The organism is Micromonospora humida, from assembly GCF_016901255.1.
GTDB lineage: Bacteria > Actinomycetota > Actinomycetes > Mycobacteriales > Micromonosporaceae > Micromonospora > Micromonospora wenchangensis.
Genome location: NZ_JAFEUC010000002.1, coordinates 658,473 through 675,791 on the forward strand (window position 1 = coordinate 658,473; position 17,319 = coordinate 675,791).

The window sequence follows — 17,319 nt, forward strand, 5'->3', positions numbered from 1 at the left end:
CTGAATCGCAGGTGACGTGGGGCCCACCGCCGCAACGGTGGTGGGCCCCGCTACCTCCATGGAAACAGCCTTCCGAAGTCATTCGGCCCCGGTCTGGTGAAGCGCTCGGCTGGCCTCGATGTGGGGGACGTGTTCGATGGCCCAGCCGGCGAGGGCCAGCGCGGGCGGGATGAGGCTCTTGCCGGTGGGGGTCAGCGCGTACTCCACCCGGGGCGGGACCTCCGCGTACGCCGTGCGGGACACCAGGCCGTCGTGCTCCAGATGGCGCAGGGTGAGCGTCAACATGCGCTGGGAGATGCCGGGGATCTGCTGGTGGAGCTCGGTGAAGCGCAGTGCGCCCGCGTCGAGGGTCGCCACGATCAGCAACGTCCATTTGTTGCAGATCCGGTCCAGGATCGCCCGGATCGTCCGGCCGCCGTCGCCTCGGATCATGCAGGTGTGTTCGTACTGCGACATGACCACCCCCTGTGCCTTACGCACACCCGTGTGCCTTTTGTAAGCCCTCCGATACTGACACATGATGTGGCTAGTTCCTTCTCGTAACCATCGTGTTCACAGTTGGAGGCCCGTCATGACACTCGCCTACTGGATCCTCGCCGCCCTGCTGGCCGTCTTCTACCTCTACGCCGGGGGCAAGAAGGTCGCCCAGAGCCGGGAGCAGCTCCGGCCGATGATGGGCTGGGTCGACCGCGTACCCATGCCGTTGGTCCGGACCATCGGGGTGCTGGAGGTGCTCGGCGCGGCCGGCCTGGTCCTGCCGCCGCTGACCGGGATCGCACCCTGGCTCGCGGTCGCGGCGGCCGTCGGGTTCGTCCTGATCCAGGTCGGCGGCATCGCGGTGCACCTGTCCCGGGGTGAGACCCGCCAGATCGGGCTCAACATCGTCCTGCTGGTGACCGCCGCCGTCGCGATCTGGCTGGCCACCACCTGGGTCTGAGCCGTACGAGGGTCGTCCGGCCCGCCGACGCACCGCCCGCACCAGGCAGAATGCCGGGATGGCAATTGACAGGTCCGGAAAACTGTGGCGCGGGGAGAACGTCGACGACCTCGCCGACTACCTCCGTTACTTCGCGGCCGGCGGCTACCCGGTCGCCACGGTGGTGGAGTCCCGGTGTGCCGGGTGCGACGGCCGTGCCTTCCGCGTCGACATCGACGAGGAGGAGGCGACCCGGCGGGCCTGCCTCGCCTGCGGCGCGGTCGCCTTCATCGGCGACAGCGCCGACTACTGGGACGAGGCCGGTCACGAGTCCTGCTCCTGCCCCTGCGGGGGTGAGGAGTTCGCCGTCGCGGTCGGCTACGCGCTCGGTGCCGACGGCGAGGTGCGCTGGCTTAGCGTCGGCCTGCGATGCCTCGACGACGGCACGCTCGGCGTCTACGCCGACACGAAGATCGACTACCTGCCGTCACGCCACCTCCTCGATCAGGCGTGAGGCGGGCGGCCGGTCCAGGGCGCGGAGCAGCGCCGGTAGGCCGCTGTGCACGAGGGGGAGCCCACCCAGCTCGCTGAGCCCGACCCAGGCGAGGTCGTCATGCTCGTCGGGCGCACGGTTGGTGGGGGAGCCGAGCCAGGCTCCGACGTGCCACACACCCACGCGTACGGCGTCCTCGCCGCTGCCGGACCGCAGCTCGCCCAGCCGGGAGCAGGACTCCGCGACGATCTCGACGCCGACCTCCTCGCGCAGCTCACGGGCGAGGGCCTGACGTTCGGACTCGCCCGCCTCGACATGACCCCCGGGCAGATCCCACAGATTCGGGTACGCCAGGCGGGCCGGACTGCGGTGCACCAGCAGGACCGCGTCATTCACCACGAGCGCTCCGCAGACGACTATGTGCATGCGGGGATTCGAACACCGGGGTGGGACAGTCGGGCCCTGGTCGGCTCCGGCCGTACGAAAATTCGGTGTCGTCGGCGTCGTGACGCCCGGTATACCGGGCAGATGCGTGAAGAGGTGCTTCCCGGCGGTAACACCACGGGTGCCGTGTTGATCGATGGTGTCGTACACAAGCGGGCGTCGCGGTGGACGACCACCGTGCACGCGGTGCTGCGGCATCTGGAGGATGCCGGGTTCGACGCCGCTCCCCGCGCCCTCGGCTTCGACGACCGGGGCCGCGAGATGCTCAGCTATCTGCCGGGGGAGACGATCGGCGGCCGGGAGCCCTGGCCCGACTGGGCGAGTGACGACGCGATGCTGGTCCAGGTCGGCCGGTGGCTGCGCCGGGTCCACGACCTGACCGCCGACTTCACCCCGCCGCCGGACGAGTGCTGGTTCGTCGGCCGCACGATGGGCGCCGGGCTGGTCGTCGGGCACCAGGACGCCTCCCCCTACAACGCGGTGGTGGACGGTGACCGGCTGGTCGGGTTCTGCGACTGGGACACCGCCGGCCCGTCGTCGCGGGACTGGGACCTGGCGTTCTCCGCGCTGACCTGGGTGCCGCTCGCCTCACCGCGCGACGGCAGCCCGGTGGGCGACGACGATCTGCGCGAGCGGGCCCGCCGGCTGCGCCTGCTGCTCGACGCGTACGGCTACGAGGGCGACCGGGGTGGGTTCGCCGCCGCGGTGCCGCAGCGGGCCCGGCGGCAGGCGGGCGTGATCCGTCACCTGGCCGACGCCGGGGATGCTGCGGCGACCGCGTTGCTGCCCGTCGCGGCTCTCCTCGAACGGTCCGCGACCGACGTCGAGGCCCTGCCGGCCAGCTTCTGGGCGTCATCCTGACGGGCTTCCTCGGAGGCGGGTCGGCGTCGGCCGCGTCGCACGGCTGACGCCGACCCGCCTCCCGTCCGCCGGCTGGTCAGGAACGGGCCCGCTGCGAGGTGACCGGGGTGGTGAAGAAGTCGGCGAGCGCGTCGACCAGGTGCTGCGGGGCCCGGTTGAGCGCGTCGTGACCGGCGCGCGGCACCACCAGCGTGCGGGCGTGCGGCAGCGCACCGGCCAGCGCCTCGGTGATCGGCCGGTAGTAGGGCGGGCCGCTGCCGCCGCAGGCCAACAGCACCTCGGCGGTGATCCCGGCCCACCGCTGCGGCGGGCTGTCGTGGTGCTGGATCAGCGCGCTCTCGTCCAGGGTGGTCGGCAGCAGCTCGCCCATGCCGCGCCCGATCGGCGTACGCAGGAACAGCCGGCAGATGGCCACCTGGACGGCCAGTGGCAGACGCGACGTGGCCGACTGGGTGTTGAGGCCGGCCCCGGTGGAGCGCAAGGGCGCGGGCGATGTCGCCCGCGTGTGCCGCCGCGCGGGCGGCGGGCACCCAGCCGAGGGGGAACAGGCCGTTCACCTGCACCGCCGGGTCATAGAGGGCGAGGCGGTCGATCGGCAACCCCCGGGCGGCGGCGCGCAGGGCCACGAAGCCGCCGCCGCTGTGGCCGAGCACGTTGCCGACCCCGGTGGCGGTCAGCAGCGCGGCGAGGTCGTCGACGTCCTGCTCGCCGTCGTAGGGCTCGGCGCGGGCCGCCGCATCGTCCCGCCCGCGACGGTTGTAGAGGTGCACGGTGAACCGGTCGGCCAGCCGCAGGGCCAACCGGCGGTAGATGCCGATGGTGACGCCGCCGCCGTGCACCACGATGATGCCCGGCCCGCTGCCGGTGGAGTGGAGCACGATCTCGGCGTCGTCGGCCGCCGGTACCCGCTGCACGGTCCAGTGCTGTTCCATCTCGTCCTCCCCGACATCGAAACCGCGAACGGCGTTTGCAGTTTTAGAGTGTAGCGGTGACCTCACCCGACGAGCCAGCGCGTCCGCCGATCTGGTCCCGGCCCGCAAGGGGGCAGCGCGGTCCCGCGCCCTCACACTCCCGGGACGAGATCGTGGCCGCCGCGCTCGTGGTGGCCGACGCCGACGGCATCGGCGCGGTCTCCATGCGGGCGGTCGCCGCCGCGCTGCACACCGGCGCCGGCTCGCTCTACCGCTACCTGTCCTCCCGCGACGACCTGCTCGACCTGATGGTCGACCGGGCCGCGGGGGAGCTGCGCCCCTACCCGGAATCCGGCGACGACTGGCTCGACACCATGCTGCGCCTCGCCCGGCGGCAACTCGACCTCTACCGCCGGCACCCCTGGCTGGTAGAGATCCTGCCCCGGCCGACCGCCCCCGGCCCGCAGAGCCTGGCCTGGTTCGACCACTGCCTGGCCGTCCTGCATCCGGTTCCGGCGGCGACCACCACCAAGTTCGAGGCGATCGCCATGATGACCGGGGTGACGTCGCTGTTCGCCCGGCAGGAGACCGCCGCGCCGCCGGTCGGCTTCGCCGGCACCGACCTGGCGGCCTACCCGAACCTGGTCGCCGCCATGACCGACCCGTCACCGTCCGCGCCCCGCGACCTCTTCGAAGCGACAGTACGCGGCGTCCTGCGCGGACTGCTCGTCGACGACGCCGGGTGAGGCACCTCCGCAAGGTGATCTGAGCCTTTTTCTCGAAACGCAATTCGAGCGGCGTGCTGGCGAGCCAATTCGGTACTGGTTGTGCGGCAGATCCCAACTTCGGGAATCCCTTTCCCGTAGTGGCACGGCGATGGGCGGTGGACTCCGGCCGGACGAGAAAATGATTGCAATCTCCCGCCCGTATCTGGATACTTAGGAAAGGTATTCACATCTATGAATGGACTGACGTATGAGTCGTCTCCGTCTTGATCACCGTGCCCTCGTGGCGGGATTCGGAGCCACCCTTCTCGCGCTGAGCCTTATGGTGTGGCCGGCCGCCGGTGCAACGGCGCAACTGGAAACTCCCGACCGGAACGACACGCAGATGGGAGTCAACGCCAACTACTATCAGCTCAAGAATCCAGACTCCGGTTTGTGTCTGACCCTCTACAATGGCAACGCATTCGATGGGGCGCCGCTGGTCGTCATGCCATGCTCCCAGGGTGGGAAGACCATGAGCTGGGCTTTCAGTGCTGGGAACGCCGGCAATCTCTCCACCCAGGCCGATCCGAGTCGATGCGCCGACGTCCTGAACGGCGTGACCGCCGACGGAACCTCCGTGCTCGACTGGACCTGCGGTTCCACCAACCAACAGTGGACCCTCACCAATGGTGGCAGGCTGCTGAGCGGACTGTCGGGCGGGTGGTGTCTGTCCATCTACGGGGACAACCCGGCACCTGGGACGATCGTCGTCCTGATGTCGTGTCTGAACGAGGGCGGAAGCGCCTCTCCCTCTCCTTCTGTCTCCCCCCACCCTTCGCCCTCTTCGTCACCGTCTCCGAGTGGGGCGGGCGACTACGCGAAGTGGGTTATCAGCTAGTGCCGTGACATGAACGCTCGCGGTGCCGGGCCAGGTGGCTCGGGTGGCGGGCCGGCCGTGGACGTGGACGACGTGGAGCTGACCTGGCGACGTTCCGCCGATGTGGCGATACCCCAGATGCGGGGATGGCGTCACATCGGCGGAACGTGGTCAATCAGGCAGCCGAGGTCCTCGGGTGCCGGCACTCCACCCGTGATTCGTCTACGGTCCATGGGTGACCCCTGCGCAGGTGAAGACGCCGTCCGGGTCGCACCGACCAGGCCGGGTGGCGGGTAGGCCGTCCATGGCCGCGCTGGTGCTGCTGACCGGGGTGGGGCCGTTCGCCACCGACGCGTACATCGCCGCCCTGCCCGAACTGCGGCGCTCCCTGGACACCAGCGCCACCATGGCGCAGCTGACCCTGACCGCGTTCATCATCGGTGTGGCCGCCGGTCAACTCCTGCTCGGCCCGGTCAGCGACAGCCGGGGCCGGCGCGGCATCGTCCTGGTGAGCACCGTGAGTTTCGCCCTGCTGTCGCTGCTCTGCGCCGCCGCCCCGACCGCCGGGGTGCTGGTGCTCGCCCGGCTCGGGCAGGGGATCGCGGCCGGCACCGGGGTGGCGCTCGGCCGGGCGATGGTGACCGACGCCTGGCAGGGCGGCCAGGCCGCCGCCCGGTTCGGCAGCATCGCCTCGGTGACGTTTCTCGGCCCGGTGCTGGCACCGGCGGTCGGCGGGGTGATCCTCGACCACGGCACCTGGCGTACCGTCTTCCTCGCCCTCACCGGGCTGGGGGCGGCGATGGCGGTCGCCGCGCTGGTCGGCCTGCCGGAGACGCTGCCCACGCACCGCCGGCACGACGGCGGCCCGCGTGCGGCGCTGGCCCGGATGGCCGGCCTGCTGCGGGACCGGACGGTGCTCACCAACCTGATCGTGCTCTGCCTGGCCATCGCCGGCTTCTTCACCTACATCGGCGGCTCGGCGTTCGTCTTCCAGACCGCCTACCGGGTGGACGAGTCCCGCTACACCCTCATCTTCGCCACCAACGCCGCCGGCATGGCCGCCGCCGGGCTGCTGTTCCGGGTACTGGTCAGGCGGCTCGGCGCCGGCCGGCTCCGGGCCGCCGGGCTGGCCGCGTCCACGGTGGCCACCCTCGTGCTGCTGGTCGTCGCCCTGGTCGACCGGCGGGCCGGGGGGCCGCTGGCCGTGCCGTGGACGCTGCTCGCCGTGGTGGTCGCCGGCATGGGCCTGACCCTCCCGGCCAGCACCGCGCTGGCCCAGGAGGCCGGCCGGCGTTCCGCCGGCACCACCGCGGCGCTCCAGGGTGGCCTGGGTTTCCTCGCCGGCGCGCTGGTCACGCCACTCACCGGTCTCCTCGGGTACGCCACCCTGCTGCCCATGGCCTCGGCCATGGCGGTCTTCTTCGTGGCGGCCTGCGTGGTGCTGGTGCTGCTGACCCGCCCCGGTGCGTCCTTTCAGGCACTTCACAGTCCTGGCGGTTAGGGTGCGCCGGGTAACCGTGCGTGCTCCACGGTGGAGTGCGCCGACCGTGAAGCGGGAGTTCCGATGGTCTTCAAGAAGATGCTGAGCGCGTTCGGGGTCGGCGGGCCCAGCGTCGACACCGTCCTGGCCAACCCGAACACCCGGCCCGGCCTGACCCTCGACGGCAACGTGAACCTGGTCGGCGGGGACGCCCCCGCCAACATCGAGCAGATCGGCATCGGCCTGGTCACCCGGGTCGAGATCGAGGGCGGCGACAGCGAGTACGCAGGCGTCATGGAGTTCCACCGGATGGTGGTCAGCGGCCCGCTCCAGCTCGCTCCCAAGCAGCAGCTCGCCATCCCGTTCCAGTTCCCCGTGCCGTGGGAGACCCCGATCACCGACGTCTACGGCCAGCGCCTGCACGGCATGACCATGGGGCTGCGGACCGAGCTGGCGATCGCCCGCGCCGTCGACAAGAGCGACCTCGACCAGGTCAACGTGCACCCGCTGCCGGTGCACGAGCACATCCTCGGCGCGTTCCAGCAGCTCGGGTTCCGGTTCAAGCACGCCGACCTGGAGCGGGGCCACATCCGGGGTTCGCAGCAGACGCTGCCGTTCTACCAGGAGATCGAGTTCTTCGCCGCACCCCAGTACGCGCAGGCCATCTCCGAGGTGGAGCTGACCTTCGTGACCAGCCCGCACGGCGTCGAGGTGGTGCTGGAGTGCGACAAGCGGGGCGGTTTCCTCAGCTCCGGGCACGACGTGTTCGGCAGGTACACCGTGTCCCACGGCGACGTCGACCGCGTCGACTGGGTCCGGGTCGTCGACAGCTGGCTGCGCGAGACCACCGCCACGTACGGCAACCTGCGCGCCTCCTCCGGCTTCGGCGCCCCCACCCACGGCTACCCGATGCACGGCCACGGCCACGGTCACCACGGCCGGGGGCCGGGGATGGGCGGCGTGGTGGCCGGCGCGGCGCTCGGTGTCGCCGGTGGACTCGTCGCCGGTGAACTGCTCGACGACGCCTTCGAGGGCGACGACGACGGCGGCGACTTCGGCGACGACGAGTGAGCTGAGACCGCGCCCGACGTCGGCGGGCCGTCGTGCGGCGGCCGACGCGGACCAGCGATGGCCCCCCGGGAGTAGTCCCGGGGGGCCATCGTGCTCAGCAGCTCACGCTGCTCGGGTCAGCCGTGTCAGCGACGACCCTTGCGCTCCGCGCCGGAACGCCGCGCCGAACCCGCCTTCGCCAGGCCCCGGCTCACCAGGTAGGCGCCGGTCAGGGCGGTCAGGAACCACCACGCCTGCGTCGGGTTGTTGATGTTCAGGCCGTTCGTGGTGGTGCCACGCCAGAAGGCGGAGATCACCACGACCGCGACGGCGGCGGCGTAGACCCAGAACTCGGTGGTCAGGAACGACTGCTTGGTCTCCGTACCCGGAGACGGCATCGCTTCCCGGTGCCCGTCGTGCATCATCGGCATCTGCCGGGTCTGGTCGTTCATCATGGCGTTGCGCTGGGCGGTGTCCTGCATCGGCCGGTTCATGGGCCTGGTGGATGCAGCCTGCGTGCTCATCTGGTCCTCCTCAGGATTTGATGAGTACCTGCACTCCCTCGCCCCGCTACCGCGGTCGGCCACGGCACGGTTCACCTGCTGTGGCGGGGGCACCCTGGGTCTACCCCCCGACCCGGAGCAGGTAACACCGGCCTCCGGCCGAAAATCCGCCGCCGGCCGGGTCCGCAGCCCGGTGCCCCGACCGTGGTACGCGCCGCCCCGGCCGGCAAAGAGCGGTGGTGTCGACCGGCAAAGGGCGGAGGTGTTTGGTGGTCGGGCCCCCGGGCACGCAGTGGGTTCCACCGACACCCTGTGAGGTGAGGAACGTGCGCGACGACAGGATGCGGGAGTCCACCCGTCAGGCCGAGGAACGGCTCACCGCCGGGGCGTACGGTCCCGGCGCCCTCGACGAGGTGACCGTGCCCCAGATCGACGTGACCCGGGCACTACAGGAGGACGACCCGGACGACGTGGCCGACGTGCCGGTCGACCCGGAGGTGCTGCGCGACGGCGGCCCCACCCGGGGTCAGGGCGCGGTCACCACCACCGGAGGCACCGCCGGGCCGGCCAGCGTCCGGCGGGTGGCCCGGCAACCCGAACGGCATCCGGGCACGGTCGCCCCGACCACCACCGGCGACGCCACCACCGGTGGCCTGAGCACCCCGACCGGTGGCCCGGTCAGCGACCAGTCCGCCAGCGCCGTCGAGATCGGCGACTTCTCCGACGACTGACGCCGGCCGCCGCCGACGCCCCGGCGGCCGGGTCGGAGGGGCCCGCCCCCCGACCCGGCCGCGCGGCGGTCAGCCGGCCGGGCGCAGCACGCCCAGGCGTCGGGTGGCGCGGGTCAACGCGACGTAGAGGTCGCTGCGGCCCCGGGGCGACTCGGCGACGATCCCGTCCGGGTCCACCACCAGCACCGAGTCGAACTCCAGCCCCTTGGCCTGGCCGACGGTGAGCAGCACCACCCGGCTCTCCAACTCGGGCTGCTCGCCCACGGCCACCTCGGGCATCGCGGCCAGCACGACGCCCGCCAACTCGTCGGCCCGCCCGGCCGGCACGATCACCCCGAGCCGGCCCCCGCCGTCGCCGGGGTGGCCGTCCCCGTCGCCACCGGCCAGGTCGGCGGCCTCCGCACGGGCCGCCGCGACCAGCTCCGCGCCGAGCCGGTCCGCCGTGACCGTCCGGTCCCACGGCTTCACGCCGCTGTGGCGTACCGAGCGGGGCGGGCGCAGCTCCGGGTCGATCCCGGCGAGCACCTCGGCGGCCACCGCCATGATCTCGGCCGGGGTGCGGTAGCTGACGGTCAGCTCCTCCAACCGCCAGCGCCGCGCCACGTACGGCTCCAACGCCTCGCCCCAGGACGGGGTGCCGGCCAGCGCCCCGGTCTGCGCCACGTCCCCGACGATCGTCATCGACCGGCTCGGGCAGCGGCGCATCAGCAGCCGCCAGGCCATCGGGGTCAACTCCTGCGCCTCGTCCACGATCACGTGCCCGAACGCCCACCGCCGGTCGGCGGCGGCCCGCTGCGCGGTGGTCAGCCGGTCGGTCTCCTCCTGCCGTTCCAGCAGCCGGTCGGCGTCGATCAGGTCGGTGACGCCGAGGATCTCACCGCCTTCGGCCTCGTCCTCGACGTCGATCGAACGGGAACCCCTGGCGATCTCCAGCACGCCCTCGGCGTACTCGCGTTGGAAAGACCTGATGCGTTCCCGGCGGGCGGCGGCGGCCCGCTCGTCCTCGCCGAGCAGCTCGGCGGCCTCGTCGAGCAGCGGCACGTCGGCCGGCGTCCAGCCACCGCCGGGTGCGCGGTGCAGCAGGGCACGCTCGTCGTCGGTGAGCATCGGCGCGGCAGCCGCGATCCGCTCGGGCGCGGCGTACAGGTCGGCGAGCAGCCGTTGCGGGGTGAGCACCGGCCACAGCTCGTCCAGGACGGCGGTGATCTCCGGTTCCTCGCGCAGCTCCCGACGGATCTCGGCCCGGTCCGCCTCCTCCAGCAGGTTGTCCCCGCCGAGCGGGTCCGCCCCGATCCGTTCGGCGACCTGGTCGGCGAGGGCGTGCACGATCTCGATGTCGAACAGGGCGCGGGCCAGGTTGTGCGGTCGGTCGGTACGCCGGACCCGGTCGCGGGCCTGGCGTACCGTCTCCGGGTCCAGCCGCAGCACCTCCCGCTGGGGCAGTTCGATCTCGATCGGCTCGTCCGGCACCCACTGCCGGTCCCGGACGGCGGCGGCGAGCACCTCGGCCAGCACCGCCCGGCCCTTGAGGGCGGCGGTCCGGGCCGGTTCGGCGCGCCGGGCGGTGACCCCGGGGAACAGGTCACCGGGGGTGCTGAGCAGCACACCCGTCTCGGCCAGCGTCGGCAGCACCTGCGAGATGTAGCGCAGGAACGTCGCGTTCGGCCCGACCAGCAGCACGCCCCGGGTGGAGAGCTGCTGCCGGTGGGTGTAGAGCAGGTACGCGGCGCGGTGCAGCGCGACCGCCGTCTTGCCGGTGCCGGGGCCGCCCTGCACGACCAGCACGCCGGGCAGGTTGGCCCGGATGATCCGGTCCTGTTCGGCCTGGATGGTCTCCACGATGTCCCGCATCCGGCCGGTCCGGCCGGCGCTGAGCGCGGCGAGCAGCGACGCCTCGCCGGTCAGTTCCTCGTGGCCGGTGGGGGAGGCGGTCTCGATGTCCAGCACCTCGTCGTTGAGGCCGGTGACCTTCCGCTCGCGGGTGCGCAGGTGCCGCCGCATCCGGATGCCCTGCGGGTTGGCGGCGGTGGCGAGATAGAACGGCCGGGCGGCGGGGGCACGCCAGTCCATCAGCAGCGGGTCGTAGTCGCCGTCGGTGTCGAAGATGCCGATCCGGCCGATGTAGTGCCGGCTGCCGTCGGCCCCGTCGAGCCGGCCGAAGGCCAGCCCCTGCTCGACCGCCGAGAACTGCTCGACCTGGTCGGCGTACATCTGGACGGCGCTGTCGCGTTGGGAGCGGTCCTGCTGGGTGCCGCCGCCACCGGCGCGCAGCTCGCCGGTGAGCCGCCGGGCGGCCTGCTCACGCATGGCGTCCAGCCGGCCGTAGAGCATCGAGACGTACTCCTGCTCGCGGCCGATCTCGTCGTCGTGTTGTCGCAGCTCGTCCGGGTGCGTTGACAAGCCGTCTCCTCGTCGCTTAGAATCACGCATGGAATGGCTCTTCAGCCGTTCCTTTTTGCATTTCGGGAACTGTTCAAGATACCGCCTGCGGCGGCCCCCCACCAAGCCTGCCGGACACGACTCCGAACCCACGCCGGACACGGCGACGGGGGCCCGCGCCGGCGCGAGCCGGCCCGGACCCCCGAGGGTCGTGACGTGCGGGATCAGCCCCGCGCGGCCTCGTACAGCCGCTCCGGCGTCACCAGGCCGGCGAGCACCCGCCCGTCGTCGGTGAGCAGCACGCTGAACAGCTTCCCGGCGAACAACCGGCCGCTGCCCCAGTCCCCGCTGACCTTCGGCAACCCGTTGAGCAGGTCGAGGGCCTGCGCCGCGCCGGGGCCGTCGGCCGGGCCCGGCTTCGCCGCGTCACCGGCCGGCGTCCGCGCCACGTCCGCCGCGCCGGTCCGCGCCACCAGCACGGTGGTCCAGCCCGTCCCCACGGTACGCAGACCCGCGTCCTCGGCCCCCGGGCGCTGCGCGCCCGGCTTGCCGTCCTTGCGGTGGGGGCCGGCCTTCGACCCCGGCCGGCCGGTGGTCTCCTCGGACACCTTCACCCCGGGCGGCGGGTTGAACGTGAACTGGTCGGCGTCGGGGCGACGGTAGTCGACCTGGGTGAAGGCCACCTCGAACGCCGGCCGGTCGGCCCCGTCGGCGAGCACCTCGAACCGCAGCGGCACGTGCTCCGTCGCGTCGATGGCGATCCGCACCTGGTGCACCAGCGACGCCTCGTCACGCGGGGTGAGAACCAGTTCGTACGCGTCCCGCCCGGCGACCGTGGCCGACCGGCCGGTGGTCACCAGCGTGCTCGGGTCGACGGCGGCCAACGCCTGCTCGGCGGCGTCCTTCGGGGTGACCGGCAACGCGCCCTCCGCCGCCCGCCCGGTCGACTCCGGCAGCGTCCGGTGCGTCGCCGTGTTGGCCTTGCTGTCCCAGGTCCACACGTCCCGACCGGAACGGATGACGTCCCGCTCGCCCAGGGTGTCGAGCAACGCGACCCGCTGCCGGTCCGGCCCCGAGTACCAGACCCGCAGGGTGTGCGTGCCGGTGAGCAGCGCGGCGTCCCCGCCGGCCAGCCCGGCCAGCGGCGGCAGACCGAGGTCGGCCCGCTGCACCACCGTGCCGGACAACCCGTCCAGCCGGGCGGTCTGCAGGTCGACGAGGAGCTGGGCGGCGCTGCGCGGCGGCAGGGCCGGCTCGGCGTTCGCGGCGAACGTGCCGATCGCGGCACCTCCACCGACGACGGTGACCGCGGCGGCCAGCGGCACCAGCCACCGCAGGGTGGAACGGTTCTTCAGTACGGACATGAGCGCACCTCCTGCGACCATCCTGCCGGTTCGCTGCTGTGAGCCCGCTGAGGACGGCGTGCCGGTCCGTCGCGTCGAGGTGGCACGCTGGGACGATGCGGGTGCTGGTGGTGGAGGACGAGGCCCGGCTGGCGGCGGCGTTGCAACGTGGGCTCACAGCCGAGGGATTCGTGGTGGACACGGCCGGCACCGGCCCGGCCGGGCTGGACGCCGCCCGGCACGGCGGCTACGACGCGATGATCCTCGACGTGATGCTCCCCGGCCTGTCCGGCTACGAGGTGGTCCGCCGGCTACGCGCCGACGAGCACTGGCTGCCGGTGCTGATGCTCTCCGCCAAGGACGGCGAGTACGACCAGGCCGACGGGCTGGACTGCGGGGCCGACGACTACCTCACCAAACCCTTCTCGTACGTGGTGCTGGTGGCCCGGCTGCGGGCGCTGCTGCGCCGCGGCGCACCGGAACGGCCGACCGTGCTCGCCGTCGGGGACCTGCGGCTGGACCCGGCCCGCCGCCGGGTCACGAAGGCCGACGCCGAGGTGGTGCTCACCGCCCGGGAGTTCGCGCTGCTGGAGTACCTGATCCGCCGCCCCGGCGAGGTGATCTCCAAGACCGAACTGCTCGACCACGTCTGGGACGCCAGCCTGCGGACCGCCCCGAACGCCGTCGAGGTGTACGTCGGCTACCTACGCCGCAAGATCGGCCGGGACCGGTTGGAGACCGTCCGGGGCGCCGGCTACCGGCTGATCCCGTGAGCCGGCTGCGCTGGTCGGCGCTCGGGCTGCGGGCCCGGCTGATGGTGCTCGGCGTGGCCGGCCTGTCGGTCGGGCTGGCCCTCGGCGGGGTGGTGCTGCTGGTGGCGCTCGGCTGGACGCTGCAACGCACCGTCGACGAGGAGGCGTTCCGCACCGCCGACGCGGTCGCCCGGCTGGCCGGGGAGAACGCGCTGCCCGATCCGCTGCCGGTGGCCGGTGGGCAGCTACGGGTCCAGGTGGTCGACTCCGCCGGGCGGATCCGGGCCGCCTCCATCGACGCCGACCGGCTGGTGCCGATGCTCCGCCCCGACCAGCTCACCGGCACCGGCCGGCAGCGCACCGTCGTGCCCGGCCAACGGCTCGGCTGGGAGGGGCCGGTACGCGTGGTGGCGGTACCCGCCCGGTCGGCGGGGGAGCCGGTGACCGTGCTGGTGGGCCGCTCCACGGTGGACGTCAGGCACGCCACCCAGGCCGCCCGTACAGTGCTGCTGGTCGCCTTCCCGCTGCTGGTGGGGCTGCTCGCGGTGGTCGCCTGGCGGGTGGTCGGGGCCACCCTGCGCCCGGTCGAGGCGCTACGCAGCGGGGCCGCCGAGATCACCGGGCGGGACGCGGCCGGCCGGCTGCCCGTACCCGCCTCCCAGGACGAGATCCACCGGCTGGCGGTCACCCTCAACGACATGCTGGACCGGTTGGCGGCGGCCCGTGCCCGGCAACGGTCGTTCCTCGCCGACGCGGCACACGAACTGCGCAGCCCGTTGACGAACATGCGTACCGAACTGGAGGTGGCCCAGCGCCTCGGCGACCGTACCGACTGGCCGGCGGTCGCCGCCGACCTGCTCACCGACACCGAACGGCTGGGCCGGCTCGTCGACGACCTGCTCCTGCTCGCCCGCCTCGACGAGGAGCCGGCACACCAGGTCGACCACCTCCGCGCGGCGGAGCCGGTGGAGCTTGGCGCACTGCTCACCGAGGTCGCCGCCCGCTGGCCCGGCCCGACCGCCGGGACGGGTCCCGCGGTGGTCGGGGCGGGTTCGGCGGTGCCACCGGAGGTGACCGTCGTCGCGGCGGCGGGTGCGGTGTGGACCGTCGGTGTGCCCGACGAACTGCGGCGGGTACTGGGGAACCTGGTCGACAACGCCGTCCGGCACGCCCGTACCCGGGTGGTACTGGCGGTCGAACCGGCGGCCGACGGGGCGTACCACCTGGTGACGGTGACCGACGACGGACCGGGAATCCCGGTCGCGGACCGGGAGCGGGTGTTCCGCCGGTTCGCCCGGCTGGACGAGGGCCGGGCCCGGGACGCGGGCGGTGCCGGACTCGGCCTGGCCATCGTGCGCGAGCTGGTACGCCGGGGCGGCGGCACCATCACCCTCGACGATGCGCGCCCCGGCCTGACCGTCCGACTCCACCTACCGCTCCTACCCGACCCCGACTGACCCACCCCCCTGCCAACCGCCCCGCTCCCGCCCGCGCGAAACGGCCCCCGCCCGAGCGCAGCAGCCCGCCCCGGTGGTCCCGCCCGCCTCGGCGGTCCACCTACCCGCGGCACCCTGACGTGCCCGCGCGCCCGCGTGCCCTGCCCCCGTGCGTCCGCGTGCCCTGTCCCCGTGCGTCCGCGTGCCCCGCCTGCCCGCGGTGATCAAGAGGTTCGCGTCACTCCCACCCACCCGGGCTGACGCAAACCTCTTGATCACCCGACCGGGTGGGGTGGAGGGGGCGGTGATCAAGAGGTTTGCGTCAGGGATTTCGCCGGGGATGACGCAAACCTCTTGATCAACATGGTGAGCGGCGCGGGGCGGGGAGGGGTGGGACGGGGCGGGTGGGCAGGGGTGGGTCAGCGGCGGGTGGTGCAGACGCGTTTGGCTCGGGCCACCACGTCGGTGGACCAGACGACGGCGACGGTGAAGCAGTAGTTGGTGGTGCGGTCCAGGCCGTGTACGACGAAGTTGTCGGTGCCGGGTGGGAGGGTCTGGAAGGGACGTGGGTCCTGCCCGGCCTGGGCGGCGGAGAGCACCACCGGGCCCTCGCTGCCGGCCGGGTACGTCCAGGTCAGGGTGATGCCGTCGGGTCGGTCCCGCAGCGTCACCCGCCCCGGTGGGGTGCCCGGCGAGGCGGGCGGGCCGGCGTTCGGCGTGGCGGCGGTCGGGGCGGCTTCGCTCGGAGCGGCGGGCGGTGGCGCGTCGGAGCCGCCCACCTGGGACACCCCGGCGATCACCGCGACCGCACCCAACAGCACCACGGCCACCCCGGCGGCCACCAGCGGTACGGCACCCGGGCGGCGGCGGGGCGGGGCGTGCCGGCGCGGCACCAGCACGGGCAGCAACCGTGACGGGTCCACCGGTGGCTCGGTGGGCGTGACCCGGCGTACCCCGGCCGCCTCCTCGTCCCGGCGGCTCTGCGACAGCGGCGGGGCGTAGGGGGTGTCCCGCCACCCGCCGGCCGTGGAACCGGTCGTCCCGGCCGTGGCCGGCTCGGGCGGCCAGTGTCCGTCGTCGTCGATCCGGCCCGACCCTGCCGGATACCCCGGCCCGCTGGGGTGACCGGGCCCGCCGGAGTGACCGGGCCTGCCGAAATCACCCGGCTCGGCCGGATGACCCGCGCCCGCCGGATAGCCCGACTCGACCGGCCGGCCTGGCGTCGGGTGATCCGAGGTCGGACGAGCTGAGGTCGGATGACCGGAGGTCGGGTAGCCGCTGCCGCCCGGATAGCCGGTGTCGCCCCGGTAGCCGACGTCGCCCGGACCGTCGCCGGCCCGGTAGCCGTCCCCGCCGGGCTGGCCGTCCCAGGGGCCGTAGCCGCTGTCGGTGGGATGGCCGGTGCCGGCGGAATACCCGCCACCCGCCGCAGTACCGGCCGCGCCGAACCGGCCGGGCGCGTCGAACCGGTCAGGCGCGCCGAACCGGTCAGGGGCACCGTAGGGGTCGGCGTCCGGTGGGTAGCCGGTGTCGTCGGCGGGCATCCGCTGGCCGGGCACCGTCGGCGGGTACGGATCGTCGGGTGGCACCGGGCCGGCCGACCAGGCGGGCAGGTCGGGCGGACCCTCGGCGGGCGGCGGGGTGCGGGCGGCCGGCACCACGGGCGTGCCGCGCTCGGGGGCGGGCTCGTCGTCGCAGACGTGGTCGGGGTCGGCGGCGGCGCGGGCCAGGGCGGCCACCTGACGGGCGAGCGGGTCGTCGGCGGCCAGGTGCTCACGGGCCAGCTCGCGGGCGAGGGCGAGGTTGTCGTGCGCCTCGTCGAATCGGCCGCAGTCGCGTTGCATGGCACCGAGTCGGGCGAGCATCTTGATGCCACTGGCGTGGCCGTCGCCGTACACCTCGCGGTGCAGCTCCCAGGCGTCCTGGAGGCGTTCACGGGCCTCGGAGCACTGGCCCCGGGCATACTCCACGGTGGCCAGGTCGGCGTGCGCGGCGAGCACTCGCAGCGACTCGGGGCCGTCGTGGGCGGTCAGCTCCAGGATCACCTCGGAGTAGAGCCGCGCGGCGCGGGCGTCGCTGCCGACCCGGTGCAGCACCGCCGCCAGGGTGGCCGCCGCCGAGATCGTCCGCTGGTCGGAGATGCCGTACAAGCGGCTCGACGCCGCGTACGCGAAGGCGGCCCAGCCGCGCGCGGAGTGCGGTTCGCCGAGGGTGACCAGCAGCCGGGCCTGGAGCCCGGCGGCCTCGGCCAGCTCGGGGGAGGCGTGGTCGGGGCGGGGGTCCGCGTCGGTCAGCGCGTCGGCCAGCAGTCGCTGGGCACCGGCCAGGTCGCCGGCGGACACCAGGTGCTGCGCCTGGAGGGTCAGTTCACCGAAGCCGGAAGACACGCCCCATCGTGCTTGGCCGGCAACGGTTAGTACAACCCTTGCCGGTCGG

At 73.3% G+C, this 17,319-nt stretch carries 17 protein-coding genes and 1 pseudogene; 10 read left to right on the plus strand and 8 right to left on the minus strand.

All coding sequences use genetic code 11. The features are described 5' to 3' along the window. Positions 1–78 precede the first annotated feature (78 nt). Entirely contained in the window at positions 79–456 is a 378-nt protein-coding gene (locus JQX11_RS06760) for a winged helix-turn-helix transcriptional regulator (RefSeq protein WP_232377266.1), read from the minus strand. A 115-nt stretch (positions 457–571) separates the two neighbouring features. On the opposite strand from JQX11_RS06760, the gene JQX11_RS06765 reads away from it, so the two are divergent. Then, a complete protein-coding gene (locus tag JQX11_RS06765; RefSeq protein WP_204924080.1) occupies positions 572–937 on the plus strand; it encodes a DoxX family protein in 366 nt (121 codons plus the stop codon). Positions 938–995: 58 nt separating this feature from the next. Further along, the gene (locus JQX11_RS06770; protein WP_204924081.1) at positions 996–1,430 is read left to right on the plus strand and encodes a hypothetical protein; all 435 of its coding nucleotides are present in this window, start codon (positions 996–998) and stop codon (positions 1,428–1,430) included. On the opposite strand, the gene JQX11_RS06775 is transcribed toward JQX11_RS06770, so the two are convergent. Beyond that, the gene (locus tag JQX11_RS06775) at positions 1,404–1,805 is read right to left on the minus strand and encodes an NUDIX domain-containing protein (RefSeq protein WP_372444564.1); all 402 of its coding nucleotides are present in this window, start codon (positions 1,803–1,805) and stop codon (positions 1,404–1,406) included. The two genes, JQX11_RS06770 and JQX11_RS06775, sit on opposite strands and share 27 nt — an antisense overlap. A gap of 132 nt (positions 1,806–1,937) precedes the next feature. Between JQX11_RS06775 and JQX11_RS06780 the strand changes: the two genes are divergently transcribed. Beyond that, entirely contained in the window at positions 1,938–2,714 is a 777-nt protein-coding gene (locus JQX11_RS06780) for a phosphotransferase (protein WP_204924083.1), read from the plus strand. 76 nt (positions 2,715–2,790) lie between these two features. On the opposite strand, the gene JQX11_RS32185 is transcribed toward JQX11_RS06780, so the two are convergent. Further along, positions 2,791–3,195 carry an alpha/beta fold hydrolase gene (locus JQX11_RS32185; protein WP_232377455.1) on the minus strand — a complete coding sequence of 135 codons (405 nt, stop codon included), beginning with the start codon at positions 3,193–3,195 and terminating at the stop codon, positions 2,791–2,793. 109 nt (positions 3,196–3,304) lie between these two features. Further along, positions 3,305–3,646, minus strand: a pseudogene (locus tag JQX11_RS32190) (alpha/beta fold hydrolase); the annotation flags it as partial. Between the two features lie 152 nt (positions 3,647–3,798). On the opposite strand from JQX11_RS32190, the gene JQX11_RS06790 reads away from it, so the two are divergent. The 4 genes from JQX11_RS06790 (at position 3,799) to JQX11_RS06805 (ending at position 7,760) form a co-directional block, all read left to right on the plus strand. Next, on the plus strand, positions 3,799–4,371 hold the full coding sequence (locus JQX11_RS06790) for a TetR/AcrR family transcriptional regulator (protein ID WP_307826089.1): 573 nt from the start codon (positions 3,799–3,801) through the stop codon (positions 4,369–4,371). Positions 4,372–4,633: 262 nt separating this feature from the next. Further along, on the plus strand, positions 4,634–5,230 hold the full coding sequence (locus JQX11_RS06795; protein ID WP_204924085.1) for an RICIN domain-containing protein: 597 nt from the start codon (positions 4,634–4,636) through the stop codon (positions 5,228–5,230). A gap of 214 nt (positions 5,231–5,444) precedes the next feature. Continuing rightward, positions 5,445–6,710, plus strand: coding sequence for a Bcr/CflA family efflux MFS transporter (locus JQX11_RS06800; protein WP_204924086.1), 1,266 nt, complete (start codon positions 5,445–5,447; stop codon positions 6,708–6,710). Positions 6,711–6,773: 63 nt separating this feature from the next. Then, entirely contained in the window at positions 6,774–7,760 is a 987-nt protein-coding gene (locus tag JQX11_RS06805; RefSeq protein WP_204924087.1) for a sporulation protein, read from the plus strand. A 125-nt stretch (positions 7,761–7,885) separates the two neighbouring features. Here the strand turns inward: JQX11_RS06805 and JQX11_RS06810 are convergent, their stop codons facing one another. Further along, positions 7,886–8,170, minus strand: coding sequence for a hypothetical protein (locus JQX11_RS06810; protein WP_204924175.1), 285 nt, complete (start codon positions 8,168–8,170; stop codon positions 7,886–7,888). Positions 8,171–8,583: 413 nt separating this feature from the next. Between JQX11_RS06810 and JQX11_RS06815 the strand changes: the two genes are divergently transcribed. Continuing rightward, complete coding sequence (locus JQX11_RS06815; protein ID WP_232377442.1) at positions 8,584–8,973, plus strand: hypothetical protein; 390 nt, start codon at positions 8,584–8,586, stop codon at positions 8,971–8,973. A 69-nt stretch (positions 8,974–9,042) separates the two neighbouring features. Here the strand turns inward: JQX11_RS06815 and JQX11_RS06820 are convergent, their stop codons facing one another. Then, the gene (locus tag JQX11_RS06820; RefSeq protein WP_204924089.1) at positions 9,043–11,403 is read right to left on the minus strand and encodes a HelD family protein; all 2,361 of its coding nucleotides are present in this window, start codon (positions 11,401–11,403) and stop codon (positions 9,043–9,045) included. A 173-nt stretch (positions 11,404–11,576) separates the two neighbouring features. Next, positions 11,577–12,716 carry a LolA family protein gene (locus JQX11_RS06825; protein ID WP_204924090.1) on the minus strand — a complete coding sequence of 380 codons (1,140 nt, stop codon included), beginning with the start codon at positions 12,714–12,716 and terminating at the stop codon, positions 11,577–11,579. Between the two features lie 95 nt (positions 12,717–12,811). Here JQX11_RS06825 and JQX11_RS06830 point away from each other — a divergent pair, with 95 nt between their 5' ends. Both JQX11_RS06830 and JQX11_RS06835 read left to right on the plus strand, forming a co-directional pair. Beyond that, the gene (locus JQX11_RS06830; RefSeq protein ID WP_088642184.1) at positions 12,812–13,468 is read left to right on the plus strand and encodes a response regulator transcription factor; all 657 of its coding nucleotides are present in this window, start codon (positions 12,812–12,814) and stop codon (positions 13,466–13,468) included. A gap of 41 nt (positions 13,469–13,509) precedes the next feature. After that, the gene (locus tag JQX11_RS06835; protein ID WP_204924176.1) at positions 13,510–14,904 is read left to right on the plus strand and encodes a HAMP domain-containing sensor histidine kinase; all 1,395 of its coding nucleotides are present in this window, start codon (positions 13,510–13,512) and stop codon (positions 14,902–14,904) included. 398 nt (positions 14,905–15,302) lie between these two features. Here JQX11_RS06835 and JQX11_RS06840 read toward each other — a convergent pair whose 3' ends face one another. After that, positions 15,303–17,270, minus strand: coding sequence for a tetratricopeptide repeat protein (locus JQX11_RS06840; RefSeq protein ID WP_204924091.1), 1,968 nt, complete (start codon positions 17,268–17,270; stop codon positions 15,303–15,305). Between the last annotated feature and the right edge of the window lie 49 nt (positions 17,271–17,319).